This window comes from Streptomyces sp. SID5643 (genome assembly GCF_009872555.1).
Taxonomy (GTDB): Bacteria; Actinomycetota; Actinomycetes; order Streptomycetales; family Streptomycetaceae; genus Streptomyces; species Streptomyces iakyrus.
In genome coordinates this window covers 1-26,318 of sequence record NZ_WWIC01000132.1, presented here as the reverse complement: position 1 = coordinate 26,318, position 26,318 = coordinate 1, and the positions used below count along the sequence as shown (strand labels likewise).

General features: G+C 70.6%; 17 protein-coding genes. 11 read left to right on the top strand and 6 right to left on the bottom strand.

The genetic code is table 11. From position 1 onward, the window contains the following. Positions 1–3,891: non-ribosomal peptide synthetase (locus GTY56_RS16460; RefSeq protein ID WP_161366138.1), on the top strand; the 3,891-nt coding region annotated here is incomplete at its 5' end. 152 nt (positions 3,892–4,043) lie between these two features. Here GTY56_RS16460 and GTY56_RS16455 read toward each other — a convergent pair. Beyond that, the gene (locus GTY56_RS16455; protein ID WP_161366137.1) at positions 4,044–5,084 is read right to left on the bottom strand and encodes a threonine ammonia-lyase; all 1,041 of its coding nucleotides are present in this window, start codon (positions 5,082–5,084) and stop codon (positions 4,044–4,046) included. Positions 5,085–5,244: 160 nt separating this feature from the next. Here GTY56_RS16455 and GTY56_RS41165 point away from each other — a divergent pair, with 160 nt between their 5' ends. The 9 genes from GTY56_RS41165 (at position 5,245) to GTY56_RS16415 (ending at position 18,634) form a co-directional block, all read left to right on the top strand. Further along, the gene (locus GTY56_RS41165) at positions 5,245–5,373 is read left to right on the top strand and encodes a hypothetical protein (protein ID WP_272923374.1); all 129 of its coding nucleotides are present in this window, start codon (positions 5,245–5,247) and stop codon (positions 5,371–5,373) included. A gap of 71 nt (positions 5,374–5,444) precedes the next feature. Further along, entirely contained in the window at positions 5,445–7,028 is a 1,584-nt protein-coding gene (locus GTY56_RS16450; RefSeq protein WP_161366136.1) for an MBL fold metallo-hydrolase, read from the top strand. A gap of 109 nt (positions 7,029–7,137) precedes the next feature. Continuing rightward, positions 7,138–8,163: a 4-hydroxyphenylpyruvate dioxygenase gene (hppD, locus tag GTY56_RS16445; protein ID WP_161366135.1), complete on the top strand. Its 1,026-nt coding sequence runs from the start codon at positions 7,138–7,140 to the stop codon at positions 8,161–8,163. Beyond that, complete coding sequence (locus tag GTY56_RS16440; protein WP_161366134.1) at positions 8,160–10,565, top strand: aminotransferase class I/II-fold pyridoxal phosphate-dependent enzyme; 2,406 nt, start codon at positions 8,160–8,162, stop codon at positions 10,563–10,565. Before hppD ends, GTY56_RS16440 begins: the two co-directional genes overlap by 4 nt. A gap of 37 nt (positions 10,566–10,602) precedes the next feature. Beyond that, a complete protein-coding gene (locus GTY56_RS16435; protein WP_202510288.1) occupies positions 10,603–11,691 on the top strand; it encodes a cysteine synthase family protein in 1,089 nt (362 codons plus the stop codon). Further along, the gene (gene argH / locus GTY56_RS16430; protein WP_161366133.1) at positions 11,688–13,166 is read left to right on the top strand and encodes an argininosuccinate lyase; all 1,479 of its coding nucleotides are present in this window, start codon (positions 11,688–11,690) and stop codon (positions 13,164–13,166) included. Before GTY56_RS16435 ends, argH begins: the two co-directional genes overlap by 4 nt. Next, on the top strand, positions 13,163–14,491 hold the full coding sequence (locus GTY56_RS16425) for an ATP-grasp domain-containing protein (RefSeq protein WP_161366132.1): 1,329 nt from the start codon (positions 13,163–13,165) through the stop codon (positions 14,489–14,491). Before argH ends, GTY56_RS16425 begins: the two co-directional genes overlap by 4 nt. Next, positions 14,488–17,709 carry a non-ribosomal peptide synthetase gene (locus GTY56_RS16420; protein WP_161366131.1) on the top strand — a complete coding sequence of 1,074 codons (3,222 nt, stop codon included), beginning with the start codon at positions 14,488–14,490 and terminating at the stop codon, positions 17,707–17,709. The genes GTY56_RS16425 and GTY56_RS16420 overlap by 4 nt, the downstream gene beginning before the upstream one ends. A gap of 10 nt (positions 17,710–17,719) precedes the next feature. Next, the gene (locus GTY56_RS16415) at positions 17,720–18,634 is read left to right on the top strand and encodes a GHMP family kinase ATP-binding protein (protein WP_161366130.1); all 915 of its coding nucleotides are present in this window, start codon (positions 17,720–17,722) and stop codon (positions 18,632–18,634) included. A gap of 64 nt (positions 18,635–18,698) precedes the next feature. Here the strand turns inward: GTY56_RS16415 and GTY56_RS16410 are convergent, their stop codons facing one another. From GTY56_RS16410 to GTY56_RS16395, 4 genes are all read right to left on the bottom strand, one after another. Further along, positions 18,699–19,637 carry a TauD/TfdA family dioxygenase gene (locus GTY56_RS16410; RefSeq protein WP_237524881.1) on the bottom strand — a complete coding sequence of 313 codons (939 nt, stop codon included), beginning with the start codon at positions 19,635–19,637 and terminating at the stop codon, positions 18,699–18,701. 29 nt (positions 19,638–19,666) lie between these two features. Further along, positions 19,667–20,755, bottom strand: a complete 1,089-nt coding sequence (locus tag GTY56_RS16405) for a hypothetical protein (protein ID WP_161366128.1) — start codon at positions 20,753–20,755, stop codon at positions 19,667–19,669. Positions 20,756–20,759: 4 nt separating this feature from the next. Then, positions 20,760–22,580, bottom strand: coding sequence for an ABC transporter ATP-binding protein (locus GTY56_RS16400; protein ID WP_346345499.1), 1,821 nt, complete (start codon positions 22,578–22,580; stop codon positions 20,760–20,762). Positions 22,581–22,723: 143 nt separating this feature from the next. Then, positions 22,724–23,527: an alpha/beta fold hydrolase gene (locus GTY56_RS16395; protein ID WP_161366126.1), complete on the bottom strand. Its 804-nt coding sequence runs from the start codon at positions 23,525–23,527 to the stop codon at positions 22,724–22,726. Positions 23,528–23,817: 290 nt separating this feature from the next. On the opposite strand from GTY56_RS16395, the gene GTY56_RS16390 reads away from it, so the two are divergent. Then, positions 23,818–24,030: an MbtH family protein gene (locus GTY56_RS16390; RefSeq protein ID WP_319171723.1), complete on the top strand. Its 213-nt coding sequence runs from the start codon at positions 23,818–23,820 to the stop codon at positions 24,028–24,030. 227 nt (positions 24,031–24,257) lie between these two features. Here the strand turns inward: GTY56_RS16390 and GTY56_RS16385 are convergent, their stop codons facing one another. After that, positions 24,258–25,148 (bottom strand): ParB/RepB/Spo0J family partition protein, encoded by an 891-nt coding sequence (locus GTY56_RS16385; protein WP_237524869.1) that lies wholly within the window; start codon positions 25,146–25,148, stop codon positions 24,258–24,260. Positions 25,149–26,318: the final 1,170 nt, after the last annotated feature.

The following is a 26,318-nucleotide window of genomic DNA, read 5'->3' as shown; positions in this document are numbered from 1 at the left end:
ATCGGCCGGCACGAGGTGCTGCGCACCGTGTTCCCGGTGGCCGACGGCGCCCCCTACCAGCACATCCTCGACCCCGACGAGCTGGACTGGGAGTTGACCGTGGCCGCCGTGGCCCCGGGCGAGCTGGCGGCCGCGATTGCCGAGGCCGAGGCGTACACCTTCGACCTGGCCTCCGAAATCCCCATCCGCGCCTGGCTGTTCGAGACCGGTCCTGCTGAGCATGTGCTCGTGGTCGTGGTCCACCACATCGCCACCGACGGCTGGTCGTGGGCCCCGCTGGCCCGCGACGTCTCCACGGCCTATGCGGCCCGGCGAGAGGGAGGTGTTCCGGAGTGGGCGCCGCTGCCGGTCCAGTACGCGGACTACGCGCTGTGGCAGCGCGAGGTGCTGGGTGACAGTGAGGACCCGGACAGCCTGCTCGCCGCCCAGGTCGCCTACTGGCGCGAGACGCTGGCCGGCGTCCCGGAGGAACTGGAGCTGCCCTTCGACCGGATACGCCCGGAAGTGGCGAGCCACCGGGGGCACCGGGTGCCGTTGGAGATCCCGGCGGACGTGCACGCACGGCTCCGGGAGGTGGCGCGGGCCGAGGGCGTCACGATGTTCATGGTGCTGCACGGTGCCTTGGGTGTGCTGCTGTCCCGGCTCGGTGCGGGCACCGACATCCCGATCGGCTCGGCGATCGCCGGGCGCACCGACGAGGCACTCGACGACCTCGTGGGCTACTTCGTCAACACCTTCGCGCTGCGCACCGACCTGTCGGGCGATCCGACGTTCCGTGAGGTGCTGGCGCGGGTGCGCGAGGCCGGTCTGGGGGCGTTCGCCCACCCGGATGTGCCGTTCGAGCGTCTCGTCGAGGAGCTGTCCCCGAGCCGGTCGATGGCCCGCCATCCGCTGTTCCAGGTGATGCTGCTGCTGCAGAACACGGCGGGTGCGGTGCTCGACCTGCCCGGCCTCGGGGCCCGTCGCGGAACTCTTCCCGCTGGCACCGAAGTCCCCGCAGGCGCTGAAGCTCCGGCACGTGCCGGAGACGGCGCCGAGAGCCCGCGCACCACGTCGGTCGTCAAGTTCGACCTGGACGTCAGCATGACCGAGGTGTTCGACGTCGAGGGCGCACCGGCCGGGATGCGCGGCGCCATGGTCGCGGCGGCGGACCTGTTCGACCCCGAGTCGGTTGCGCGGATCGCCGAGCGCCTCGTGCGCGTCCTGGCGACCCTGGCCGACGACCCCGGCGTACGTCTGAGCGCCGTCGACGTACTCGACGGGACCGAGCGGCAGCGCATGCTCGCCGAGTGGAACGACACCGACGCCGACGTACCGCACGAGACGGTTGTCGGACTGTTCGAGGCGCAGGTCGCCCGTACCCCCGACGAGACCGCCCTGACCTCCGGGGACGTGGAGCTGACCTACGCGGAACTCGACGCCCGGGCCAACCGCCTCGCGCGGTACCTCACCGGCGGGGGCGTGGGACCGGAGTCGATCGTCGCGGTCGTCTTCGAGCGCACGGTCGACCTGGTGGTGGGGCTCCTCGGCGTGATCAAAACGGGAGCCGCCTACCTGCCGATCGACCCCAACTACCCGGCCGCCCGTATCGCGTACGTGATCGAGGACTCGGGCGCGGTGTGCGTGCTGACCGGCGAGAGCATGCGGACGCGGCTGCATGAGTTCGAGATCGGGAGCGAGGGCCGCAACGCCGTGCCCGTGGTGCTCCTCGACGACCCCGCCGTCGTCGACGAGTTGGCGGGCTTCGCCGGTGGCACGTTGGCCGACGACGAGCGCACGGCCGCCCTGCTGCCCGAGCACCCCATGTGGGTGATCTACACCTCCGGGTCCACGGGACGCCCCAAGGGTGTGCTCGTCGAGCACCGGGCGATCGTGAACTTCCTGGCGTCCATGCAGGACATGTTCACGCTGAGCGCCGAGGACCGGCTCCTCGCGGTCAGCACGCACGGCTGCGACATGGCGGGCTTCGAGTTCTATCTGCCGCTCTTGAACGGCGCCCGGCTGGTGCTCGCCGCGCAGGAGCAGGTGCTCGACCCGTGGGCGCTGCGGGCACTGATCCGTTCCACCGGTACGACGATGGTGCACGCCACACCGAGCCTGTGGCGCGGCCTGGTGGCCGACGCCGATGATCCCGTGGACTGGACGGGGGTGCGCGCGATGATCGGCGCGGAGGCACTGCCGAGCGACCTGGCGCGCACGCTGCTGTCCAGGACGCCGTCCTTGACCAACCTGTACGGTCCGACCGAAACCACGGTCTGGTCGACCGCCGCGGAGCTCCGGGGTGACGCGGCCGACGTGTCGTCGATCGGCGTCCCGATCGGCAACACCCAGGTGTACGTACTCGACGACGTACTCGCCCCGGTGCCCCCGGGTGTGGCGGGCGAGCTGTACATCGCCGGCCAGGGTATGGCGCGCGGCTATCTGGGCCGGCCGGGGCTGACGGCGGGACGCTTCGTGGCGTGCCCGTTCGGTGGCGGCGGTGAGCGGATGTACCGTACGGGCGACGTGGTGCGGTGGACCGTCGATGGTCAGTTGCAGTACGTCGGCCGCTCCGACGATCAGGTGAAGATCCGCGGCTTCCGGGTCGAACTGGGGGAGATCGAGGCGCTCTTGGCGTCGCACTCCTCGGTGGCGCAGGCGGTGGCGCTGATCCGTGAGGACGCTCCCGGCGACCAGCGGCTCGTGGCGTACGTCGTGCCCACCAGGGACGCCGCGGCCGAGGGGACCGACGGTCTGGCCCACGCCGTACGGGCCCTGGCTCAGGACCGGCTGCCGGGGTACATGGTGCCGTCGGCGGTCGTGGTGATCGAGAAGCTGCCGCTGATGCCGAACAGCAAGCTGGACCGCAAGGCCCTGCCGGTCCCCGACAGCGCGACGGGGGAGGAGGCCACCCGCTGGGAGGTCACGGCGGTGGAGGCGAGCATGTGTGCGGCGTTCGCCGAGGTCCTCGGGGTGGAGTCGGTCGGGGTGGACGACGACTTCTTCGCCCTTGGCGGGCACTCCCTGCTCGCGGTCCGGCTGGTGGAGCGGCTGCGGGAGCGGGGTGTGTCGATCGCGGTCCGTGACCTGTTCGCGGCCCCGACGACCGCCGAACTCATGAAGAGGATGTCGTTGTCGTCCGTACGGGACGCGCTCGACGTGCTGCTTCCCATCCGGGCCGAGGGCAGCGAGCCGCCCTTCTTCTGCGTGCACCCCGCGGGCGGTCTGAGCTGGTGCTACATGCCCCTGGCGCGGTACGTCGCCCCCGGCATCCCGCTGTACGGCCTGCAGGCCCGGGGCCTGGACGGGACGACGGAACTCGCGCGCTCCATCGAGGAGATGGCGGCGGACTACATCGAGCAGATCCGCTCGGTGCAGCCGAGCGGTCCCTACCATCTGCTGGGCTGGTCCTACGGCGGTCCGATCGCGCACGAGATGGCGATCCAGTTGCGGACCGCCGGGGAAGAGGTCGGCGCCCTGGTGATCATGGACATGTACCCGTGGTCCCAGCGGCCGGACCAGCCGGACCAGGAGCCCGCCGGCCCGGACGCCGAGCCGGAGAAGGATCTGGAGGCCAAGGTCGAGAACCTGATCGAGGTGGTTCGCCAAGAGGCCGGCACTGCCATCGGGGCCGTGACTGAGGAGGAGTACCGGACCCTGGCCCGCGTGCTCCAGAACCACCGGTCACTGCGGCCCGGGCACACGTTCGGACGGTTCGACGGCGATGCCCTGCTGATCGTCGCGGAGGGGAGCACACCGGAGGGCGGGCGTACCGTCGAGCTCTGGGAGCCCCATGTGACCGGTGAGATCGCGGAAGCCCGTATCCCGTGCACCCACTACGAGTTGGGTGACCCCGCGAATCTGGGCGAGGTGTGGGCCGCCGTCTCGTCGTGGCTGGGACGAAAGGACTGACGACGCCGCATGGGTCAGGGCCTGATCCACCGGTACAGGCCCTGGCACTGCGGTGGAAGTGACGAGGGCTCTCACCGCGGTCGAGGCCACACGGAAGCGGCCCGCTCCTGACTGTCAGGTCGCGGGCCGCTTACGGTTTGTCCTTCGTTCCCCTACGAAACGCGGCGGCTCTCGTCCGCACGGCCGGTCAGCAGCGAGGCGACCAGACCCGGTTCGACGTTTCCTCCGCTGAGCAGGACCCCGACATCTCTGCCGAAGCCGGCGGCGTGGCTCAGGGCCGCGGCGAGCGCGGTCGCCGCCGCGGGCTCGATGACGAGCCGGGCGTCGAGGAACGCGGCGCACACCGCCTCGGCGATGGCCGCTTCCTTCACGGTGACGACCTCGGCGACGCTTCGCTGCGCAAGTCCGAAGGGGAGGACTCCGATCCGCTCGGGGCGAAGGCCGTCGGCGACGGTGTGCCCCGCGACCACGGTCACCGGCTGCCGCTCGCGCAGCGCGGCGGTGAACGCGGGCACGGTCTCGGGCTCGGCCCCGACCACCGCCACCTCGTGCCCCCGGGCGGCCAGGCAGGCGCCGGCGATCGCGCTGCCTCCGCCGATCGGCACGACCACGGCGTCCAGCGGGACGCCCCTCGCCGCCGTCTCACGGAGCAGTTCGGCGGTCGCGGTTCCCTGCCCGGCGACCACGTGCGGATTCTCGTACGGGTCCACCACGTCGTATCCGTGCACGCCCCGCAATTTTTCCACCACGGCCACCCGGTCGGCGAGCACGGTGCCGGCGAGAACCACTTCGGCGCCGGTTTCCCGAATTCTCATGATCTTGACCGGCGCCGCATCGGAAGGCAGCACCAAAATGGCGGGCAACCGATACTCGCGGGCAGCCAGGGAAACCGCGATCGCATGGTTTCCCGTGCTTTGCGCGATGACGCCACGGCTGCCGGCGGCAGCCAACTGCTCGACGGCCAGCAACGCCCCCCTGACCTTGAACGATCCACCGCGCTGCAAATTCTCGGCCTTGAGCCAGAGTCGCGCGCCGGCGAGTGCGTCCAAGTGCTCCGAGCGGACGACCGGAGTTCGCCATATCCGACCGGTCAGTCGCCGCTCAGCGCGGTCGATATCGCCGCGGTCGAGTCTCATACCATATTTTTCCGTTGCGGAGAAGGCAGTTGCCTCCTGCGCCCATGCTTTCCCCATGGGGGCTCCTTCGGCTACGGGCGAGCGCCCCAGACGCTATGCGCTCGCGGTGCTCACAGGCGACCGGGCGCACGGCGGGCAGGGCCCGAGGACGGCCAGGAGGAAGTCGTGAGGACAGGCCCGAAGGCAGGTCTCAAGGCGTTCCCGAAAGGTGCGCCGGGTGGCACTGTTCAACTGCTGCATCGCGGCGGTTGAACTCCGAGTATTGATCGACCGAGCGGCCGGGGTCATTCTGCTGCGAGAGCGCATCCTGTGCAGCACGGTGGGTGCGTTCCCGTCGGCGCCCTGAATTTCAGGATTTCGCTGTCCCTGCGTGGCTGTCGTCTCAATTTGTTGGTTTTCCTGAAAGGAACAGCACAGGTGGCTGATGAGCAGTTGTTTCTGCGGTCGAAGGTCATAGTCGAGCCTCTGGTGGACAGGTTCGTCGCCCAGCCGCACACGATTGCACCGGTGCAGGCGTCGATGAATCTTGCGTTTCTGCACGTGCCCCTGCTCGAGTCTTATCTGCAATCCCCGCAGGTCCACGTTGCGGCCAGCAACAACCCGGAGCTGCGCGGCGGCTACTTCATCAATATTCCGGAGGAGCGCGCCGACGAGGTGCGTGACCTGCTCGCTGCGATCAAGCGCGACCGGGCGGACATGCTGAAGTTTGCCGAGGCGATCGCCGCCGGCCAGGAGATCCTGCGGGCGAACGCGACCGGATTCGACCTCACCCCGCTCTACCCGAAGCTGCCGCCGGAGCTGGGCGGCCTCGTCGAGCTGGCCTACGACACCGACAACCAGGCCCAGCTGCGCTTCATGGAGCCGGTGATCTACCAGAGCCCCGTCTACACGGACGCACGCCAGTCGGTCCAGCTGTCCTTCGAGACCGGTATCGAGCGCCCGTTCATTCTGAGCACGCCGCGACTGACCTCGCCCGATGTGCTGGAGCTCGGTATCCCGTTCCGCCACGAAGGGCTCGCGGAACTGTTCAAGACCCGCGTACGCCCCACCACGCTGCGTCACCTGCGCGAGTCGCTGGAGCTCAACGACGCCCAGGCGGCGCAGCTGTCCGGCATGCTCAGCCCGCGGCCGAGCCTGGCCGAGGACCGGCACATCGAGAGCGGCGGCCGGATCCGCTACTTCGGCCACGCCTGCCTGGTCCTGCAGACGCCCGAGGCCGCAATCGTCACCGACCCGTTCATCAGCGCGGACAGCACCGCCGGTGACCGGTACACGCTCGACGACCTGCCGGACTTCATCGACCTCGTACTGATCACCCACGGCCACCAGGACCACATCGTCCTGGAGACACTGCTCCAGCTGCGCGGCCGGGTCGGTGCGATCGTCGTACCGCGCTACTCCAAGGGCAACCTGGCCGACCCGTCGATCAAGCTCATGCTGCAGAACCAGGGCTTCCCCGTCATCGAGGTCGACGACTTCGACGAGGTCGAGTTTCCCGGCGGCAAGATCACCGCGACGCCGTTCCTCGGCGAGCACTGCGACCTGGACATCCGGGCGAAGTCGACCTTCTGGGCCGAGCTCGCCGGGAAGAAGATCTTCATCGGCGCGGACTCCTCCGGCATCGAGCCCTCGCTGTACCGCTACATCAAGAACCACCTGGGCACGGCCGACTACGCCTTCCTCGGCATGGAATGCGACGGTGCCCCGCTGACCTGGCTCTACCAGGCGCTCCTGACCATCCCGGTCACCAAGAAGATGAGCAACTCGCGCAAGCTCTCCGGCTCCAACGCCGAGCAGGCCGCCGCGATCATGACCGAACTGGGGGCCAAGGAGGCGTACGTCTACGCCATGGGCGAGGAGGACTGGCTCGGCCACGTCATGGCCACCACCTACACCGAGGACACCTACCAGATCAAGCAGATCGAAGAGTTCCTCACCTGGTGCAAGGACCGCGACATCACGGCCGGACACCTCTTCAAGCAGCAGGAGTGGCGCTGGTAGCGAGGCCGTCCTGGTCCAGGGCCTGCCCCGGAGAGCAGGCCCTGGACCGACCAGCTGCGAACCGCACAGACCCACTTCTGGCGACCAGCTCTCTGCAGGAGGTATTTCCATGGCAGTGCACGACATCGCGTACGCGGAGCTCTACACCAGAGACAAGGTGTCCGCAGTCGACTACTTCGTCTCGGCGATGGGCTTCACGCGGGTCGCCGACTGCGTGGAGGTGGACAGGAGTTCGGTGCTGCTGCGGCAGGGCGAGGTCCAACTGGTCATCACCTCGGGCCGGGGCGTGTGGAAGTTCCTGGACGACCACGGGGACGGCATCGCCGACCTCGCGTTCACCTGTGACGATGTGAAGGCCACCAGCGAGTCGGCGGTCGCGGCCGGCGCGAAGGTCGCCGTGTCCCTGCGGGACACCCCCATCGTGTCGGGATTCGGCGACGTCACCCACACCCTCCTCCCGGCGGTCGACCGCCCCTTCGCCACGTGGCCCGCGGGCCGCAACTGGGTCGCCGCCCCGGTGACCGACGCCCCGGCGGCTGACGGACCGATCCAGCGCCTCGACCATGTGGCGGTCTGCCTCGAAGGGGGCAGCCTGCAGAGCTACGCCGACTACTACCGGGACGCCTTCGGCTTCACCCGCTACTCCTCCGAATACGTCGCTGTCGGCGAACAGGCGATGGACTCCGTCGTCGTGCGCAGCGCCTCCGAGCGCGTCATCTTCACCCTGGTAGCCCCGGACCCCGGCAAGCAGCCCGGACAGCTCGACGCCTATCTGGAGCGCAACGGCGGTGAGGGCGTGCAGCACCTCGCCTTCCTGGTCGAGGAGATCATCCCCGCGGTACGGGAATTCCGGGACGGGGGCGTGGAGTTCCTCGCCACCCCGGACACCTACTACGACATGCTCAACGAGCGGTTCGCCGATCTGCGAGCCGAGATCGCCGGGTTGAAGGACGCGCAGGTGCTGGCCGACCGCGACGAGTGGGGCCACCTGCTCCAGCTGTTCACCCGATCCCCGTACCAGCGCAACACGCTCTTCTTCGAGCTCATCCAGCGTCGGGGCTCCCGGGGCTTCGGCAGCGCCAACATCCGGGCCCTGTACGAAGCGGTGGAGCGCGACCGGCTGACGGCCGGATGAGCGTCACCGGCCCCTCCGCCGGCCATCCGCTCACCCTGGCCGACTACGAGAGCGCGGCCCAGTCGTGTTTCGAACCGGACGTCTGGGACTTCCTCGCGGGAGGCGCGGGGCAGGAGCGGACACTCGCGGCGAATGTCCAGGCGTTCGAGGGGACCCGGCTGAGGCCCCGGGTCCTGACCGGTGTCGGCAGGCCCGACACCGAGGTCCGGATGCTCGGACGTACGTGGGCGGCGCCGGTCGGCATCGCGCCCCTCGCCTATCACGCGCTGGCCCACCCCGAGGGCGAGGTGGCGACCGCGCGCGCCGCCGGACCGGCCGGTGTGCCGTTGATCGTCAGCACCTTCGCGAGCCGTACCTTCGAGGACATCGCCGCGGCTGCCACCGGCCGGCTCTGGCTCCAGGTTTACTGCTTCCGCGACCGCGCCACGACGCGCAAGCTCATCGAACGCGCGGAGGAGGCGGGCTTCGAGGCGCTGGTCCTGACGGTCGACACCCCCCGGCTCGGCCGCCGGCTGCGCAGCGAACGGGCCGGCTTCCGGCTTCCGGCGGGCATCGAACCGGCCAACCTCGCCGGCGGCGACTACTCCTCGCCCAGCGATCACGCCCTCGCCGAGTTCGACCCCTCCCTCAACTGGTCCGTGATCGACTGGCTGCGTGCCGTCAGCTCACTCCCCGTTCTGGTCAAGGGCGTTCTCACCGCCTTCGACGCCAGGCAGGCCATCGCCGCCGGGGTGGACGGCATCGTCGTCTCGAACCACGGCGGCCGCCAGCTCGACGGAGCCCCGGCGACCCTGGAGGCGCTGCCCGAGATCGCGGCGGAGGTCGCGGGGGCCTGCCCCGTGCTCCTCGACGGCGGGATCCGTCGCGGTACGGACGTCCTCGCCTCCCTCGCGCTGGGCGCCGACGCGGTGCTCATCGGCCGCCCGGTCCTGCACGGCCTGGCCGTCGGCGGACAGGAGGGCGTCGAGCGCGTCCTGGACATCGTCACCGGTGAACTGACCGAGGCGATGGCGCTCACCGGCACCCGCTCGGCCGCCACCGCGGGTCCTGAACTGGTGCGGCCCCTCGCGGTTCCGGCCCTCCGGCAGGTGACCGCCCCGCCGAACGGTGCCGGACTGCGCAAGGAGGACCTGCACGGCAGCCTCCGCGACCCGGTGCTCGACACCATGAACTTCCTCAACGAGATCACTCACCGCTACCCCGAGGCGATCTCGTTCGCGCCGGGCCGCCCGTACGACGGTTTCTTCGAGACCGAGCAGATCTTCACGTACCTGCGCCGCTACCTCGACCACCTGGAGACGAGCGGGGCCTCAGCCGCCGAGGTCCGCTCCGCGCTCTTCCAGTACGGGCCCACCGGCGGGCAGATCCGCGAACTGATCGCCGAATCGCTGCGCCGGGACGAGGACATCGACGTACCGCCCGAGAGCATCGTGGTCACCGTCGGCGCCCAGGAGGCGATGGTCCTCGCGGTGCGCGCGCTGATCCCAGGCCCCGAGGACGTGCTGCTGGTCGCCAGCCCCTGCTACGTCGGCATCACCGGAGCGGCCCGCCTGCTCGACGTCGTCACCACCGCCGTCGAGGAGGCCGAGGACGGATTCCGCTGCGCCGATCTCGAGGCGGCGATCCTCGCCGAGAAGGCACGCGGACGCCGCCCACGGGCCTTCTACGTGACCCCCGACCACTCGAACCCCTCCGGCAACACCCTGCCGCTCGGCACGCGCCGGGAGCTGCTCGACCTGGCCGACCGTCACGACCTCCTGATCCTGGAGGACAGCCCCTACCGGATGGTCAGCCCGGGACAGCAGCTGCCGACCCTCAAGTCCCTCGACCGCGGAGGCCGGGTCGTCCATCTGGGCTCGTTCTCCAAGACGCTCTTCCCCGGCGCCCGGATCGGCTTCGCCGTCGCCGACCAGCTCGTCACCGACCGGGCCGGTGGCACCGGCCTGCTGGCGGACGAGCTCTCCAAGATCAAGAGCATGGTGACGGTGAACACCTCCCCGGTGAGCCAGGCGGTGGTGGCGGGCATGCTCCTCGCCGCCGGCGGGCGCACCTCGCAGCTCAACACCGAGACGGCCGCGTACTACGGCGACGCGATGCGGGTCACGCTGACGGAGCTCGCGACGTGCTTCCCCGAGGACGAACGGGCGGCGCTCGGCGTCCGCTGGAACGAGCCCACCGGTGGCTTCTTCCTCACCGTCACGGTGCCCTTCCGGGCGGACAACGCAGCCCTGGTGCGCTCGGCCGAGGAGTTCGGGGTCATCTGGACGCCGATGTCGTACTTCTATCCCCAGGGCGGCGGTGACCGCGCCCTCAGGCTGTCCGTCAGCTATCTGACGCACGGACAGATCGCGGACGGCGTCGCACGTCTCGCGCGCTTCATCAGGTCCCAGGGCCACTCATGACCACCTCTCGTCCGCCACAGACCCGCGGGAGCTCCCCATGCCGGTGACCACCGGGATGTACGACTCGATCACCGAGGCGCAGATGATGCCGCGGCTGATCAGGCTCGGTCCCAACCTGTACGGTGCCTCCTTCACCCTGATGAAGCTGTTGCCCGCCTCGTACATACTCGAACGTGCCGATGAACGCGGCGAGTTGGGGCCTGACACGGTGATCGTGGAGACGACGTCGGGCACCTTCGGCCTCGGCCTGGCGATGCGGGCGGCGCTGCTGAAACGTGAACTGATCCTGGTCAGCGACCCCGCCATCGACGCGAACCTGTACCGAAGGCTCACCGACCTGGGCGCCCGGATCGAGATCTGCCTGGAGCCCGCGGAAGTCGGCGGCTTCCAGGAGGCGCGGCTGCGCAGGCTCGCCGAGATCCGCGCGGAGCTGCCCGACACGTTCTGCCCCGAGCAGTACAGCAATCCCGACAACCCGCGCTCGTACGCCGTGGTCGCCGAACAGCTCTCCCGCGCGCTCACGACGGTCGACTGCGTGGTCGGCCCGGTCGGCTCCGGCGGTTCCATGTGCGGCACCGTGCGCGGCCTGCGCGAGCGCACCGCGGACACGCTCGCCATCGGTGTCGACTCTCACAACAGCGTCCTGTTCGGCCAGGCCGACGGACCGCGCACGCTGCGCGGCCTGGGCAACAGCCTGTGGCCGGCCAACCTCGACCACAGCGTCTTCGACGAGATCCACTGGTGCTCCGCCGCCGAGGCCTTCGCCCACACCCGTGAGCTGCACGCCCGGCACGCACTCTTCCAAGGCCCCACGAGCGGGGCCGCGTACCTGGTCGCCCGGTGGTGGGCCGAGCGCCACCCCGACCGGACCTGCGTCGTGATGCTCCCCGACGAGGGCTACCGCTACCAGGCCACGGTCTACGACGACGCGTGGCTCGCCGACAACGGCCATCTCCTCGCCGAGGCCGACCGGCCGGCCGGGCCGGTGACCGTGGAAGCCCCGGACAAGGCCGAGGACCGATGGACCCGGTTCGCCTGGGGCCGCCGCGCCTACGACGACGTACCGGGCGCCGTGCCCCGCTTCGTCGACGTCCCCGGCGCCCTCACCGAGCGGACCCCGTCATGACCGCCGCCGGCACCGGGAGGCTCACCCGTACGCTCGGACCACGCACCCGCCGCGTCGTGTACGGCGAACCGGACCCCGGCGAGATCCGCGCCGAGCTGGACCTCACGAGCACCATCGACCTCGCCCACATCGTGATGCTGACCGAGACCGGGCTGCTGTCCGGCAGCGCGGCCGCCGCCCTCCTCGCCCGCATCACGAGCCTTCGCAACGACGGCTTCCGCGAGCTGTACGGCCTCGACGCACCCCGCGGGCTTTACCTCATGTACGAGGGCCACCTGGTGGCCGAACTCGGCGCCGGCATCGGCGGAAAGCTGCACACCGGGCGCTCCCGCAACGACATCAAGGCGACCATCACCGCGATGCGGCTGCGCACCGAGCTGACGGACCTGCTCGGCGAGATCCTGCGGCTCCAGGCCGCCCTGCTCTCCCGCGCCCGCGTGCACCGCGACGTCGTCATGCCCGTCTACACCCACTTCCAGCCCGCCATGCCGATCGGCTACGGCTATTACCTCGCCGGTCTCGCCACGGCGCTCGACCGCGACATATCCGCCCTGCGGTACGCCATCGACGAACTGCGCCGCTGCCCCCTCGGCGCGGGCGCGGTGGCCGGTACCGACCTGCCCATCGAACCGGCGCGGACCGCCGCTCTGCTGGGCTTCGCCGAGCCGCCGCTGCACGCCACCGACGCGGTGGCCGCCCGCGACACGGTGCTGCGCGCTCTCGCCGCGGTCGCGTCGGCCGGGCTGACCCTCACCCGCCTCGCCACCGACCTCCAGCTGTGGAGCACCCAGGAATTCGGCTTCATCGAGTTCCCGGAACGGCTCGTCGGCGGCAGCTCCGCCATGCCCCAGAAGCGCAACGCCTTCCTCCTCGAACACGTCAAGGCGAAGGCCGCGGCCGCCGTTGGCGCGTGGACGGCCTCGGCGGCCGCCATGAAGTCGACGCCCTTCACCAACTCCATCGAGGTCGGCACCGAAGCGGTCGCCGTGGCCTGGCCGGCGTTCACCGCCGTACGGGACTCCGTCCTGCTCGCCCAGGTCCTCGTCACCGGGGCCCGCCCCGCCACCGCCCGCATGGAGCAGCGGGCACGGGAAGGCTTCGTGACCGCCACCGTGATCGCCAACCGGCTGGTCGCCAAGGGCGTGCCGTTCCGCACCGCCCACCAGGTCGTGGGCGCCGCCGTCCGGGACGCCGTCGAGGCGGGGGACACCGAACTCACGAAGATCGCGCTGCCGGACGGGACGCCCGTCGACCTGGGCGCCGAACTCGCCTCGCTCCGCGACGTCGTCGCCGCGCACGACCGGGGCGGCGGCCCGGGGGGGTGCGACAGGGTCGTCGGCGTCCTGCGGCAGCACCTCGCCGGCCACGCCGAATGGCTTACGGTGCACCGGGCCCGCGTGCGTGACGCGGCCCGGGAGCTGGCGGCGGCGGTGGACGCCGTCGTCACGGAGCACGGGACCGGAGGCACGGCATGAGGCGGTCGACAGTACGTGAAGCGGGCGAGGACGGCCGCTGGTTCGCCTTCCTGGAGAGCAACACCACCGGCACCGGACGGGAGTTCTGCGCCGCCGCACGAGCACGCGGGCTGCGCCCGGTGCTGCTGACCCGTGACCCCGCCCGCTATCCGTATGCCGAGACGGACGGCATCGACACCCGGGTCCTGGACACCGCCGACCTGCCGGCCGTCTTCGACGCCTGCTCCGCGCTCGTCGCCGACGGGGGCCTCGCAGGGGTCGCCTCCAGCTCCGAGTACTTCGTGTCGGCCGCCGCCCACACGGCCGCCAAGCTGGGGCTGCCGGCCGCCGACGGGGACGCCGTCGCCCGCTGCCGCAGCAAGGACGTCCAGCGTCTGGCACTGCGGGCGGCCGGGGTGCCGGTCCCCGCGTTCACGGCCGTCGACGACGTGGATGCGGCCGTACGGGCCGCCGACGTGATCGGCCACCCCGTCGTGCTCAAACCGGTGAGCGGGTCGGGCTCCGTGGGCGTACGGCTGTGCCGCGACCGCGGCGAGACCCGGTCCTGGGCGGACGAACTGCTCGGCCGGGCCACCGACGAACGCGGAAATCCCGTGTCGACGCGGATCCTCGTCGAAGCGGCCGTCAACGGACCGGAGTTCTCCGTCGAGACATTCGACGACACCGTGGTCGCCGTCGTCGCCAAGCACATCGGGCCCGAACCTTACTTCGTCGAAACCGGGCACGACGTGCCCGCGCCCGTACCGGAGGCGACCACCGAGGCCCTCGCGAGGACCGCCCTCGGCGCTCTCGCCGCCCTCGGCCTCGGCTGGGGCGCGGCCCACACCGAACTGCGCCTGTCACCTGAAGGCCCCGTCGTCATCGAGGTCAACCCCCGCCTCGCCGGCGGCATGATCCCCGTCGCCGTACGCGCGGCCCTCGGCGTCGACCTCGTGGACGCGGTCGTCGCACGGACGGCCGGGCAGGATCCGGCGCCCGCGAGGACCGGCACCGGACACGCGGCCGTCCGCTTCCTGAAAGCGCGGCGGGAAGGACAGGTCACGGCCGTCGACGGCACCGAAGCCGCCGCGGCGGCCCCCGGAGTCGTGGCCGTGACGACCAGCACCGCCGTGGGCCGGACCGTCCGCATCACGCACTCGTTCCAGGACCGCCTGGCCTGCGTGGTCGCCACCGGCTCCGACGCGGAGCAGGCCGCGGGGCGCGCCCTGGCGGCCACCCGGCTGATCGGCATCCACCTGGACGGTCCGACGACGGCGGTGACGCCACAGCATCCGCGCATCCCGGAAACACTGCACGCACCGGAACAAGGAGTCGGGCGCCCATGACGGACGACACGAAGAAGCAGGCGTTCACCAAGATCCCCCGATGGACCGCACCGTCCGGCGGCGGCTCGGGCACCGGCACGCACCGGACCCGGCTGCCCGCCGGGCTCGCGGACGCGCTGGAGCACACCGCCTGCGGACTGGGCGCCACCCTGGCGGCCCTGCTGACCGCTGCCCACGCGCGCGTACTGGCCACCGTCACCGCCGAACGCGACCTGCTGATCGGCCTCGTTCCGCAGCCGAACGGCACCGGGACGACACTGCGCCTGACCGTCGCCGACTCCTCCTGGGCGGACCTGGTCACCGCCGCGGCCGCCGCGCCCGTCGAGGACGCGGCCGGCCCGGAGTCCGTGCTCGACCTGTCGGGCGTCGCCGGCCATGCGGCGGCCGAAGACGACGGCGTCCTCGGCGACGGCGTCGTCCTGCACACCGCATGGGACCGGGACGGCGACGGGCTCGCGCTGCGGATCCGGTACGACCGGGCCGCGCTCGACGCGACGTACGCCGAACGGCTTGCCGGATACCACCTCGCCGCGCTGCGGCTGCTCGTCGCCGATCCGGCCGGGCGGCACGACCGGCAGAGCCTGCTGTCCGGCGCCGAAATCGACACCCAGCTGTACGGACTCGCAGGACCCAGGGCCGAACTGCCCGATAAGACCTTCGTCGACCTCTTCCAGGAGCGGGTCCGCAGCAGCCCCGACGCGACAGCCGCCGAACACGGCACCCAGCGCTGGACGTACGCGGAACTCGACGCGCGCGCGAACCGCATCGCGAACGCGCTCCTGGCCGAAGGCGCGGGCACCGAGGACGTAGTCGCCGTCGTCATGGACCGTACCCTCGACTGGATCGCCGCCGCCCTCGGCGTCTTCAAGGCCGGCGGAGTTTACCTCCCGGTGCGCCCCGACTTCCCCGCCGACCGGGTCGCCGCCCAGTTCGACCGCAGCGCCTGCAAGTTCGTACTCACCGAACCCGGCAGCGAGCAACTCGTACGGGACGCCTCCGCCGCAGTCGCCGCACCGCCCGTCGCCCTGTCCGTCCCCGCAGTCCACGCCGCGAACGGCCCGGCCGATCCGCCCGCCGTGACCGTGTCCCCCGGACAAGCGGCGTACATCTACTTCACCTCCGGCTCCACCGGCGCCCCCAAGGGAGCCCTGTGCGAGCACGTGGGCATGCTCAACCACCTCTACATGAAGATCGAGGACCTGGGGATGGAGGAGGGGCCCGGCGAGGTCGTCACCCAGACCGCGTCCCAGTGCTTCGACATCTCCCTGTGGCAGTTCGCCGCACCCCTGCTGACCGGCGGCACCGTCCGCGTCGTCGACACCGACGTGCTCCTGGACGTCGCCGGGTTCCTGGACGAGATCACCGACGGTCGCGTCACGGTGGCCCAGATCGTTCCCTCGTACCTGGAGGTGCTGCTCACGCACCTGGAGCGCAACCCGCGTGACCTCGGCGTGCTGCGCATCGTCTCGGTGACGGGCGAGGCGCTCAAGTACGAACTGGTGCAGCGCTGGTTCGCCGCCTTCCCCGGCATCAAGCTGTCGAACGCCTACGGGGCGACCGAGGTGTCCGACGACACCATGCACGAGATCCTCGACGGCGTACCCGAGCGCGACTTCATCACCGTCGGCCGCTCCCTGCGCAACGTCAACACCTACATCCTGGACGAGAACCTGGCGCTGGTGCCGCTCGGCTCGGCCGGCGAGATCGCCTTCTCCGGCATCTGCGTGGGCCGCGGATACATCAACGACGAGGAGCGCACCCGGGAGGCATTCGTTCCCGACCCGTTCCGCGCGGACACCCGGATGTACCGCACCGGCGACTTCGGGCGCTGGCTGCCCGAGGGCCGCATCGAGTACCTCGGGCGCCGCGACGAACAGGTCAAGATCCGCGGCTTCCGGATCGAGATCGGCGAGATCGAGAACAAGCTCCTGACCATGGACGGCATCCGGGAGGCCGCCGTCGTCATCGACGGCGCCACCGGCGAGCAACGCAACCTCGTCGCGTTCTTCAGCAGCGCCGACGCGGTGCCCGTCGAACAGGCCCGCGACTTCCTCGCGGCGCTCCTGCCCGACTACATGCTGCCCACCTACTTCCACCAGCTGGAGCGGCTCCCGCTCACCGAGAACGGCAAGATCGACAAGAAGGCCCTGGTCCGGCTCGCCGGCACCCTCGGCCACGCGGGCGCCACCTACGCCGCGCCCAGCACCCCCACCGAGCGGCGACTCGCGATGCTGTGGGCGGAGGTCCTCGGCGTACCGCTCGAAAGGATCGGACGGGCGGACAGCTTCTTCGAGCTCGGCGGGACCTCACTGGCCGCGGTGCGCCTCCTCGTCCGCCTCGACCGCGCGCTCTCGCTCAAGGACCTGGTCGCCCATCCGGTCCTCGCCGACCTCGCCGAAGCGTTCAACGACCGCGGCAGCGGCGGCGGCGAGGGCACGGCAGCGAAGCTGCTCCAGCCCCTGTCGTCCGTACGCACCCCGCACCAGACCCTCGTCTGCTTCCCCTACGCGGGCGGCAACGCCGTCAACTTCCGCGCCCTCGCCGCCGAGCTGGAGCGCGACGGCATCGCCGTGCTGGGCGTGGAGCTGCCCGGACACGACTTCGCCGACGACACCGAGGCGATGGAGGACGTACCCGCCGTCGCCCGCCGGGTGCGCGACGAGATAGCCGAGCGGGTCTCCACGCCCGTGCTGCTGTGGGGGCACTGCGCGGGCGCCGCGGCCGCGCTGGAGACGGCCCGTCTCCTGGAGGAGGCCGGAAGCCCGGCTGAGCGCGTCTTCATCGGCGCCCTCCTGCTGGAGGACACCGACGCCCTGCGCGCAGAGATGGCCGAGGTGTCCGCTGCCGACAACACGACCCTGCTCGGCCGGCTGCGCGCCGACAACGCATACGTCGAACTCGACGCGCTCAAGCCGGAACGCGCCGATGTGGCGGGCCGCGCCTACCGGCACGACGTCCTCACCTCCAACACGCACCAGATCCGGATCCGGGAGGACGCCGCGCCCCACCGCATCGACGCCCCGGTCGACGTCGTCGTAGCGCGCGACGACGCCTCCACCGCGCGCTACGCGGCAGGATTCGGCGACTGGAAGGCGGTCTCCGACCGGGTGACGCTGCACGAGCTGGAGCAGGGCGGCCATTATTTCGTCAGCACCCGGCCGGCGGACGCCGCGGATCTGGTGCGGGCGGCCTGTGTGCCGTACGGGCGAGAGGACTAGGACGGGCCAGGTGACCACGTTCCGGACACTCCCGGCGGGTTCGCACTACCGCCGGGTCGCCGCCACCGGGGTCAGCGCGGCCTTCGGTACCTTCGGCGAGCTGCTCCAAGGGGCGCTGCCCGAGAAGGACGGCGACTTCCTGGTGACGCTGCCCGTCGCGGGCTGGGCCGTGGCCCGCTTCGAGCTCCACCCCGACAGCGAACAGCTGCTCGTGTGGCCGCCGCGCAAGAAGAAGGCGCTGCGGCTCACCTCGATGATCCTCGAGGAGGTGGGCAGCCCGGCCGCCGGTGTCCTGAGGATCGACAGCATGCTGCCCGAGGGCAAGGGCCTCGCCAGCTCGTCCGCCGACCTCGTGGCCACGGCCCGTGCCGTGGCCAACGCGCTGGACGAGCCCATGCCACCGCGGCGTATCGAATCCCACCTCGCCCGGATCGAGCCCACCGACGGAGTGCTGTACCCGTCGATCGTCGTCTACCACCACCGCAGCGTGCGGCTGCGGGCCCGGCTGGGCTCGCTGCCGTCGATGGCGGTGGTCAGCGTCGACGAGGGCGGCGAGGTGGACACGGTCGCCTTCAACAGCATCCCCAAGCCCTTCACCGCCGCCGACAAACGGCGGTACGCACGGCTGCTGGAGCGCGTCACCAGGGCGGTGGCCCGCCGTGACCTGGCAGAGGTGGGCCGGGTCGCGACGGCCAGCGCGCGGATGAACCAGGCCCTGCGGCACAAATGGTCGCTTGAGGCGATGACCGGCATCTGTGACTCGGTCGGTGGTCTGGGCGTCGTCGTCGGACACAGTGGCACGACGCTGGGCATCCTCCTGGACACGGCGGCCCCGGACTTCCCCGCCCGGCTGGCGGCCGCCGCCCAGGAGTGCCAGCAGCTCGCCGGGAACGTGACGGTGTACCGCACGCTGAGCTTCGACTGAGGCCTCGCACGGCACGGGAAAGGGGCGCACACCGGGTGCGCCCCTTCTTCCTTCCTGCTCATGCTCAGGGGCGGAACGGCTCGCCCAGGCCCACGACGATCTCCCGCTCGCCCCGGTAGGGCTCGCGGCTGTGCGCCGTACGGACGTTGTCGACGACCAGGACGTCACCGCGCTGCCACGGCTCGCGCACCGTGTGCCTCTCGTAGACCTCGTTGATCAGGTCGACGGTGGCCCGGTCGAGGGGGGTGCCGTCGCCGAGGAAGGTGTTGAACGGCAGGCTCTCGGGGCCGAACTCCTGGGTGAGGAACTCCCGTACCTCGGGCTCCATCGTCCATTCGTTGAGGAACGCGACCTGGTTGAACCAGCAGCGCGCGCCGGAGTCCGGGTGCGCCACGACGGCCGCCCGGGTCTGGGTGGTGATCAGCTCGTCGTCCCCCCGCCAGAGCATCTCCAGGCCGGCCGCCTCGCAGTACCGCTCGACCTCCGCGCGGTTCTTGGTGCCGAAGGCGTCCTGCCAGGCGGTGCCGACGAGCGCGTTGTAGCTGCGCGTCAGCCGCCAGCCGTGCCGCTCGAAGCGCTCGACGAGAGCCGCCGGCAGATCGCGCAGCACGGCGCGCGCGTCGGCGAGGGCGGTGGCGCCTCCGGACGCGGGCGGAGTGACGCAGGCGAAGGCCAGCAGCCGGGGTGCGGTGGCCGCGTAACTGAGCTCGTGGTGCATACACATGGGCTGGTCGGCGGGCCAGTGCGAGGACGAGTACACGCCGGGGCCGTACGCGTCGCGCGGGGCGAACCCCTCCCGCTCCGCCATGCCCTCGCCGATGACCGCGCGTACGGCGGCGACGGCCGCGGCCCGGTCGCCGATCGGCAGGCCGCGTACGAGGACGGCACCGTGCGCGGCCACCGACTCCCGGATGCGGGCGGAGTGCTCGCCGATCCAGGACGCCGCGTCGCGGGCGGAGCCGGCCTCCATGCGGGCCGGGAGGGGCGTGCGCAGCTCGGACATGGGAGATCTCCGGTTCTGGGGGAGGCTGGTCACGCGAAAGCGGGATACGGCGGCAGCGGCGGGGTCTGCCATGACTCGGTTTCCCGCAGCACCAGGGCGGCGGTCTCGGCCAGGGCCCCGAGGTCCCCGGCGGCGGTCAGCTCGCGGTGGAGCACCTCGCACTGGTGGCGCAGGAGCTGGCGGACCGTCGGCGAGGGGCCACCGCGGCTGTTGCGCAGCCTGTCCTCGTTCATCGCGTCGGGGAACACGAACATCAGCTTGGCCGCCCAGGCGGCGAGGGCTCGCAGCACACCGGCGTGCCAGATGCCGTCGTCGGCCAGGTCCGGGTGAACGGACAGCAGTTCCCGGCGGTAGGCGTCCTCGGCCCGCGAGGCGAGCACGGGCTCGATCCGGAAGGAGCACCAGCACGTGGGGAAGGGGATGCGGCAGTACGCGGCGGTCAGGAACACCGAGGGATATCCGGCGGCCTCGAAGTCCAGGAGCCGCACGCCGGACGGGGTGATCAGGTTGTTGTCGGGGCAGGTGTCGCCGGGCGTGAACCCGGGATAGGCGTCACCGACGAGCGCGCCGATCTCGGCCAGGTCGTCCGCCAGCCCCTTCGGTGGTGTGAGTCCGGCGTCGGCGAGGACCGACGGCAGCCGCTGCAGGAAGCGGACGGACGCGGCGTCCTTGGCCGTCTGGGCGACGGCCGACGGCTCGTAGCCCCTGCGTGTCCCGTCGTACTCGTGCTGCCTGTCCGCCCCGCGTACCGCGACCTTGCCCAGCTCCCGGGCCCATTCGAGCAGTCGCTCCTCGGCGGCCTCCGCGTCGTCGCCCAGCAGGACCTCGGCCAGACTCGGTCCCTGTCCCAGGTCGGCCATCACGACGAGCGGATGGTCCGCGTCCACGGCGAGAAGTTCCGGGCCTCCCACTCCGAGGGCGAGCGCGGACGCCTCCGTGACGAACGCGGCGCGCTCGGAGTAGGCCTTGACCAGCACCGTCCCGTACCGAGCGCTGCGGCAGCGGAGCACCGTACTGCGGTGGCCGAGGCCGGCGGGGTCGGACAGGCTGTCGCCGAGTGCTTCGGCAGCGGCCTTCACCGCCCTGCCCGCGCGCTCGGCCGAGTCGTCGATGCTCATTCGATCACAACTTCCGCGTCGTGGCCCGCTGCCCGTCGGTGGACTGCTGGGCGAACTGGGTGTCGTACAGGTCGGCGTAGAGGCCGCCCGCGGCCAGGAGTTCGTCGTGCGTGCCGCATTCGCGGATCCGGCCGGCCTCGACGACCAGGATCTGGTCGGCCTCGCGGATCGTCGACAGCCGGTGCGCGATCACCAGCGAGGTGCGGCCCGCCAGGGCGGTCTTGAGGGCCCGCTGGATGGCGGCCTCCGACTCGGAGTCGAGGTGCGCGGTGGCCTCGTCGAGGACGACGATCGGCGGGGCCTTGATCAGCAGCCGGGCCAGGGCGATGCGCTGCTTCTCGCCGCCGGAGAGGCGGTAGCCGCGATCGCCGACCACGGTGTCGAGGCCGTCCGGGAGGGCGGTGACGGTGTCCCAGATCAGCGCCGCCTCGCAGGCCGCGATCAGCTCCTCCTCGGTCGCGCCGGGCCGGGCGTACTCGAGATTGGCCCGCAGGGTGTCGTGGAACAGGTGCGCGTCCTGAGTCACCACGCCGACCGTGTCCCTCAGGGACTGCAGGGTCAGGTCCCGGATGTCGTGGCCGGCGATCCGTACCGCCCCCTCGGTGGGATCGTACAGCCGGGGAACGAGCTGGGAGATCGTGGTCTTGCCGGCTCCCGAGGGGCCGACGAGCGCGGTCAGCTTTCCGGCCGGGGCGCGGAAGCTCAGCTGCTGGAGCACCCACGCGTCGGTGGCCTTCTCGGGCCGGCGCAGGGCGATCGACTCCAGCGAGGCGAGGGAGACCTCGTCGGCCTGGGGATAGCGGAAGCGGACCTGGTCGAACTCGATCTCCAGCGGGACCGTTGCTGTTGCGTCCGCTGCGGCGGCGGGCAGGGCGCGGGCGTCGGCCCGTTCCGCGATGAGCGGCTTCAGATCGAGGACCTCGAAGACCCGGTCGAAGCTGACCAGGGCCGTCATGATGGTGACCTGCATGGTCGACAGCTGGTTGATCGGGCCGTAGAGCTGGAGCAACAGGGCGACCATGGCCACCAGGGTGCCGAGCTGGAGCGTTCCCTCGATGGTGAGGCTGCCGCCCAGGCCGTAGACGAGGGCAGTGGTGATCCCGGTGAGTACGGTGATGATGATGAACAGCATCCGGCCGTACACGACGCGAACGGCGACGACGTCACGGACCCGGCCGGCCTTCTCGGCGAACAGGTCCGCCTCCGCCGACGAGCGGCCGTAGAGCTTGGCGAGCATCGCGCCCGCGACGTTGAACCGCTCGCTCATCATCGAGCTCATCTCGGCGTCGAGCTGCATCGCCTCCCGCGAGAGCCGCTGCAGCCGACGGGCGATCAGCCGGGTCGGGAGGAGGAAGAACGGGACCATCACCAGCGCCGCGAGCGCGATCTGCCAGGACAGGTAGAACATCGCCACCAAAACCAGGATCAAGGTCAGGACGGTCGACACGGACTGGATCAGTAGCGCGGTCAGAGCGTCCCGCGCCCCGATGACATCGGCGTTGAGCCTGCTGACGAGGGAGCCGGTCTGGGCCCGGGTGAAGAACGCCAGCGACTGCTCCTGCACATGCCCGAACACCCGGGTCCGCAGGTCGTAGACCAGCCCCTGGCCGACCCGGCCCGAGCACCATGCCTGGACGAAGATCGTCATCGCGTCCAGCAGCGTCAGGCCCGCCACAGCGATGCACAGCCAGATGACGATGTCGGTCCTGCCGGGCAGGATGCCGTCATCGATGATCTTCTTGAGGATCAGCGGGCTCGCGGCCGTGATCGCCGCGTGGGCCACGGTGACCAGGAGGAGCAGAGACAGTGACCAGCGGTGTCTCATGGCGTACGGCAGGATTCGCCGTACCGTGCCGCTTTTGATCCGCTGGCGCGTGATCGAGTTGTCGTCGAACCGAACCTGCGTCCGCCCCGCGCCGGGATTCCCGGTTCGCGCCATGGATACCTGCCTCGTCTCCGTGATGAGCGTCAGTACTTGTCGAGGAACTCGACGATCGCGGCGTTGACGGCATCGGGGCGCTCCAGATTCCCGAGATGGCCGCTGTCGGGGATCTGTACGAAGTCGCAGTCGGGGATGGCATCGGCCACCTCGGCGACCAGGTGCGGCGGGCAGATCAGGTCGTCGGCGAAGGCGATCGCCCTGCACGGCACCGTCACGCTGCGCAGCGCCGCACGACGGTCACCGGCGTTGCTGACCCATGCTTGACCGTCGGCGGTGGTGTTGCCGCCACCGGTCAGCTCGAAGATCTCCAGCCAGGAGGCGACGGCCGCGTCGTCGTTGAGCGTCGCCGGGGACAGCATTTCGAGCACGCTCCTGACGGCCTCGTACCGGGGCGGCAGCTCCACGTCGCTGTCCCGCATCACCTGCTCCGCCGCCGCCAGTGCCTGCCGCATGCGGTCCGAACGGGCCCGGGTGGCGAGCAGTACCGCCGAGCGGACCAAGTGCGGTGATTCGAGGGCCAGTTCCTGGGCGATCATGGCGCCCATGGAGGTCCCGACGATTCGGCAGGGTCCGAGGTCCAGGGCCTCGATCAGGCCCCGGGTGTCCGCGACCATGTCGCCGAGCGTGTACTTCCCCGCCGGCGCGTCCGACGCCCCGATGCCCCGGTTGTCGAACACGATCGTCTCGTATCCCGCCCGGTGCAGTGCCGGGGTCTGGTGCAAGGTCCACACGTGGCCCGCTGCGCCCGAGCCCATGATGAGGAGTACCGGCTCCCCTTGGCCCGAGCGCTGGTAGGAGAGCCGGATCCCGTTGGTGCTCACGAAGGGCATGGAGGGTCTCCTGGTCGTCGTAGGGAGTCGTCCGGCGGGCCGGGAAGCGGCTCCTTCCTCACCATGGCACCGTGCCCTCGGGCCGATCAAGACAGGTGGGTGGCGACCCGCTTCGCACTGTTCAACTGGCGTGCCGACGCAGTTGAACGGGCCTGCACGACGCTTCCGGCGTGCGGGTGCGGGCCATTGTTGACGCGCTGATGAAGCCCTGGTTCATAGTGGCTCCCAGTGGGGTCGACCGGTGCGCGGCCGGAGCGATCCACCTCATGTACCCGAGAGAGGATGACGTGGTGACCAATCCGTTCGAAGACCCCGATGCCGACTACCTGGTCCTGGTCAACGAAGAGGGCCAGCACTCGCTGTGGCCGGTCTTCGTCGATGTGCCCGATGGCTGGAAGTCGGTCTTCGGGCAGGCGGCGCGCCAGGAGTGCCTCGACTACATCGAGAAGAACTGGACCGACATGCGCCCCAAGAGCCTGATCGAGGCCATGGCGAAGAACTAGCCGTACGCGAACGAAGGCAGCCCCCGTGGCCTCGCCCCCGAACAGGGGGTGCGAAGCCCGGGGGCTGTCGTCGTCGTGGTGGCTTCGCTGTCCCGCCGAGCCGCACCGGTTCGCCGCTCCGGGGGGTCAACTCCCCGGAGCTCCGGAGGGGTGGTGGATTGGGTGTGCGGGTGTGCGGGTGTGCGGGTGTGTGGGGTGTGGGGGGTGGTTGGGGTTGGTTTGTGTGGTTAGACGACTGCTTTGTGGGGGACGGTGCGGTTGCGTTGGTCGAGGTCTTCGGCGAATTCGAGCCAGGTGGCGGCGTATTGGCGTGCGAGGGTGCCGACGAGTTCTCCGCAGTGGGGTGGTACGGCTGCGGTGAGGTGGTTCCATTCGGCTGTTGCGTTTTGTTGCAGGAGGCGTAGCAGGTGCCGGCCTTCTTCTTTGAGGCGCAGGGATGGGTCGCGTAGGAGTTTGTCGAGGACCGTGGCTGGGTCGGGTGGGGCTGGTTTTGGTTTGCGGTTGTGTCCGAAGGGGGTTGTTCTGGGGGGTGTGGTGGTGTGTGTGGCGTCGGTGTGGGTGTCGTGGGTGGTGTTGGTGTCGTGGGTGGGCGGCGGGGGTTGTGGTGTGTCGGGGGTTTTGGTGGTTTCCGGTCGTACCGGTGCGGGCAGTTCGCCGGATTGGATGCGTTTGCGGACGTCGCTGGCTGTGGCTGGTGATATCCCGGCGATGCGTGCCACTTGGCGTAGTGATGCCTGTGGGTTTTCGGCCATCAGTTCGGCGGCGCGCCAGCGGCCTTCGACGCTGCTCAGGGGGCGGACCCGCCCGTCACGGCCGATGCGTGCGTTCAACTGCGGCACGGCGTCACTTGAACGGCGGCGGATGGCGGCTACGGCTTTGGCTCCCAGGCCTGATGCGCGTGCGATGGCGCGGTCGGACATCTGTGGATGTGAGGCGATGATGCGGGTGGCTGCGGCGCGCCGGTCGGCGTGGGTCAGTGGCAGGCCGTGGGCGATGTTCGCTTCGACGGCTCGTAAGAAGGCGTCTTCGGTGGTGCCTTCGAAGAATTCGACATCGATGGTCGCCTGGCCGCGGACCAGGGCGGCCAGGAGTCGGTGCATCCCGTCGATCACGCGCATGTCGCAGCGGCTGACGAGGATGGCGGGCAGGGGTCCGTCGACCTCGGCCAGCCGTGCGACGTGTTCCTGGTCCGGCCCTTGCGAGCGGGGGGACTCGCCGGGCAGAAGAGACGCGATGGGGACCGGGGTGACTCTTGGTTCGCGGTGCTCGGCGGTGGTGGGGGCGTCGGCTGGGCGTCTGGTCGCTGGATCGGGTGCGGACGCGAGTCCGCCGATACCTGGTCTATGCAATGTCATTCACCCCGTGTAGACGTTTCTTCGGCCGGTTTGGGTCAGGTCCGACTGGCGGGAGGTTCCCGCACCGTCGTCTGGTCCTCTCGCGTCTGTCGCATGGCCGGGCTCCGACGCGCGTTGTGGGGAGGGTGTGAGCGGGTACGAGGCGCAGCGGTGCTCCCGGGCGCTTTTTCACAGCCGCGTTCACCGTTGTCGCACATCCGGGCTGCATGCCCAGGACGGCCTCGTCGCCCCCGAAACACCGTCGCTCCACCCGCCCCAAGAAGTCGCGTCGCACAGTGCTGTTGTTGATCTTGCCTCGCTGCCGGTGATCGGCTTCGCGGCTCCCGGCGGCCTCGTCCGAAACACGCGCAACAAGGCTCGGATTCATGTTCGTATTTCGTCGCGATGCTGTCGAGACGTTCAAAGCCGCACGATGAGGGCGGGTGCGGCGTGATACCGACTATGGCTTGATCCGCGCCAAAGTGGCCGGTTCCATATCGTCTATCAAATGTGGGCCCGTGGGCCGCGGGGGGTGGGGGGGGAAAGGCCGGGCGCCCTGGGGGCTCCCGGCCTTATCCGTGCTGCTGCCCGTGAGGGGGGAACGTTTCGCCGGAAAAGCGGCGAGGTCCGCGCCGAACGCTATGCCCGTGAGGTCGCCTCGTTCAGCCGCCTGGCCGCACGGCGTTTATCGGTGCGGAATCTCCCCCCGCGCCTGCTGCGAGGCTCGGGGGTGGGACGTGTCGGGCAGCGTCCATACTGACACTTTGCCGTGTCGTTGCCCAGTCTTTTTCGGCGGTGCGCGGAGGGCGCGTGATGGTTCCTCCTCGGCCCGGCCGTGGTCCTTTCCCGGTCTGTACCCACGGGCGGCGGACCTCCACCGTCTGCTGCGCCGTCAGGGCCCGGGGCGCGGTGCGCGCCAGCTCGGTCACTTTCCTGAGGTGGCGTGCCGGGGCT

Bases quoted from the DNA above. Each gene is read 5' to 3' on its own strand.
- GTY56_RS16455 (WP_161366137.1), bottom strand. From the start codon at position 5,084: ATGGGGAAAGCATGGGCGCAGGAGGCAACTGCCTTCTCCGCAACGGAA.
- hppD (WP_161366135.1), top strand. From the start codon at position 7,138: ATGGCAGTGCACGACATCGCGTACGCGGAGCTCTACACCAGAGACAAG.
- GTY56_RS16440 (WP_161366134.1), top strand. From the start codon at position 8,160: ATGAGCGTCACCGGCCCCTCCGCCGGCCATCCGCTCACCCTGGCCGAC.
- GTY56_RS16435 (WP_202510288.1), top strand. From the start codon at position 10,603: ATGCCGGTGACCACCGGGATGTACGACTCGATCACCGAGGCGCAGATG.
- argH (WP_161366133.1), top strand. From the start codon at position 11,688: ATGACCGCCGCCGGCACCGGGAGGCTCACCCGTACGCTCGGACCACGC.
- GTY56_RS16425 (WP_161366132.1), top strand. From the start codon at position 13,163: ATGAGGCGGTCGACAGTACGTGAAGCGGGCGAGGACGGCCGCTGGTTC.
- GTY56_RS16420 (WP_161366131.1), top strand. From the start codon at position 14,488: ATGACGGACGACACGAAGAAGCAGGCGTTCACCAAGATCCCCCGATGG.
- GTY56_RS16410 (WP_237524881.1), bottom strand. From the start codon at position 19,637: ATGTCCGAGCTGCGCACGCCCCTCCCGGCCCGCATGGAGGCCGGCTCC.
- GTY56_RS16405 (WP_161366128.1), bottom strand. From the start codon at position 20,755: ATGAGCATCGACGACTCGGCCGAGCGCGCGGGCAGGGCGGTGAAGGCC.
- GTY56_RS16400 (WP_346345499.1), bottom strand. From the start codon at position 22,580: ATGAGACACCGCTGGTCACTGTCTCTGCTCCTCCTGGTCACCGTGGCC.
- GTY56_RS16395 (WP_161366126.1), bottom strand. From the start codon at position 23,527: ATGCCCTTCGTGAGCACCAACGGGATCCGGCTCTCCTACCAGCGCTCG.
- GTY56_RS16385 (WP_237524869.1), bottom strand. From the start codon at position 25,148: ATGCGCGTGATCGACGGGATGCACCGACTCCTGGCCGCCCTGGTCCGC.